2 protein-coding genes are annotated in these 2,097 nt (G+C 65.4%); both read left to right on the top strand.

Annotated features, from left to right (window positions below; translation table 11 throughout):
• Positions 1–1,419, top strand: a 1,419-nt coding sequence (gspE, locus tag CF161_RS31485; protein WP_020300688.1) for a type II secretion system ATPase GspE, incomplete at its 5' end; no start/stop codon positions are given.
• Positions 1,419–2,097 (top strand): type II secretion system F family protein (locus CF161_RS31480; RefSeq protein ID WP_020300687.1); only part of this gene is annotated, 679 nt, incomplete at its 3' end. The genes gspE and CF161_RS31480, both read left to right, overlap by 1 nt.

The raw sequence follows: 2,097 nt of genomic DNA, 5'->3' as shown, positions 1-2,097 counted from the left end.
ATGCCCCAACTCCCCTACGCCTGGGCCAAATCCCACCGCATCCTCCTACGCCAAACCGAGGCGGGCACCGCACTCCTGGTCTGCCCCTCAACCCCCGGCTGGTCAATCAACGAAGCCCAACGCCAATTCGGCCCCAGCCCCATCGAACACATCCGCGACGACGAACTCGACGGCCTGCTGGCCAGCGCCTACGCCGACACCGGCAGCGCCGCCGCGGTGGTCGGCGCCGCCGAAAACGAAGTCGACCTCGACCGCCTCATGCAAGACATCCCGGAAATCACCGACCTGCTCGACACCCAGGACGGCGCCCCGGTGATCCGCATGATCAACGCCTTGCTGACCCAGGCCGCGCGAGATGAAGCCAGCGACATCCACATCGAACCCTATGAAACCCACTCCGTGGTGCGCTACCGCGTCGACGGCACCCTGCGCGATGTCGTGTCGCCGCGCAAAGCCCTGCACGGCGCCCTGGTGTCACGGATCAAGATCATGGCCCAACTCGACATCGCCGAAAAACGCCTGCCCCAGGACGGGCGCATTGCCCTGCGCGTAGCCGGTCGGCCCATCGATATCCGCGTTTCCACCGTGCCCACCGGCCATGGCGAACGGGTGGTGATGCGCCTGCTGGACAAACAGGCCGGGCGCCTGCAACTGGAAACCCTGGGCATGGACCCTGAGGTGCTGGCCCGGCTCGATAGCCTGATCCGCCAGCCCCACGGCATCGTGCTGGTCACCGGCCCCACCGGCAGCGGCAAAACCACCAGCCTCTACGCCGCCCTGGCCCGACTCGATGCCAGCACCAGCAATATCCTCACCGTCGAAGACCCGGTGGAATATGACCTGCCCGGCATCAGCCAGATCCAGGTCAACGCCAAGATCGACATGACCTTCGCCCTGGCCCTGCGGGCCATCCTGCGCCAGGACCCGGACATCATCATGATCGGCGAAATCCGCGACTTGGAGACCGCGCAGATTGCGGTGCAAGCCTCGCTCACCGGGCACTTGGTGCTCGCCACCTTGCATACCAACGATGCTGTTTCAGCCGTCAATCGCCTGATCGATATGGGGGTTGAACCGTTTTTGCTGGCGTCATCAATGCTCGGTGTCTTGGCCCAAAGGCTGGTGCGCCGCCTGTGTTCGCAGTGCAAGGAAGAAGACCCGACGGCCCCCGGCACCTGGCGCCCACAAGGCTGCGCCGCGTGCAATCACACCGGCTACAGCGGCCGAACCGGGATCCATGAGTTGTTCTGTATCGACGACGATATTCGCACCCTGATTCACCAAGGCGCCGGCGAACAGGCCCTCAGGGCCGCTGCCCGTAAAGCCGGAATGCTGAGCATGCGCGAGGATGGCGAACGCTGGGTGCGCAGCGGCGCCACCGCGCCGGAAGAAATCCTTCGTGTAACCCGGGACGCCTGATGAATCGCTATCGCTACGAAGCCGCCGACGCCAGCGGCAAGATCGAATCCGGGCATCTGGAAGCCGACAGCCAGAGTGCGGCCTTTACCCACCTGCGTGGCCGTGGCCTGACGGCGCTGATGGTGCAACTGGACAGCCATCAGGAAACCGACGGGGCAGGGGGCCTGTTCAGCGCCAAGCTTTCAGACAACGACCTGGCCTGGGCCACCCGCCAATTGGCCAGCCTGCTGGGCGCCAGTCTGCCCCTGGAAGCGGCGCTCAGCGCCACGGTGGAGCAGGCCGAGCGCAAGCACATCGCCCAGACCCTGAGCGCGGTGCGCGCCGATGTGCGCAGTGGCATGCGCCTGGCCGAAGCCCTGGCGGCGCGTCCCCGGGACTTTCCGGAGATTTACCGGGCGCTGATTGCCGCAGGCGAAGAGTCCGGCGACCTGGCCCAGGTCATGGAGCGCCTGGCGGACTACATCGAAGAGCGCAACAACCTGCGGGGCAAGATTCTCACCGCCTTTATCTACCCCGGGGTGGTGGGGCTGGTGTCGATCGGCATCGTGATTTTCCTGCTCAGCTACGTGGTGCCCCAGGTGGTCAGTGCCTTTTCCCAGGCGCGTCAGGACCTGCCGGGCCTGACCCTGGCCATGCTCAACGCCAGTGACTTTATTCGCAGTTGGGGCTGGTTGTGTT

It is taken from the genome of Pseudomonas sp. CF161, assembly GCF_000416215.1.
Taxonomy (GTDB): domain Bacteria; phylum Pseudomonadota; class Gammaproteobacteria; order Pseudomonadales; family Pseudomonadaceae; genus Aquipseudomonas.
This window is presented reverse-complemented; position numbering and strand designations above follow the sequence as displayed.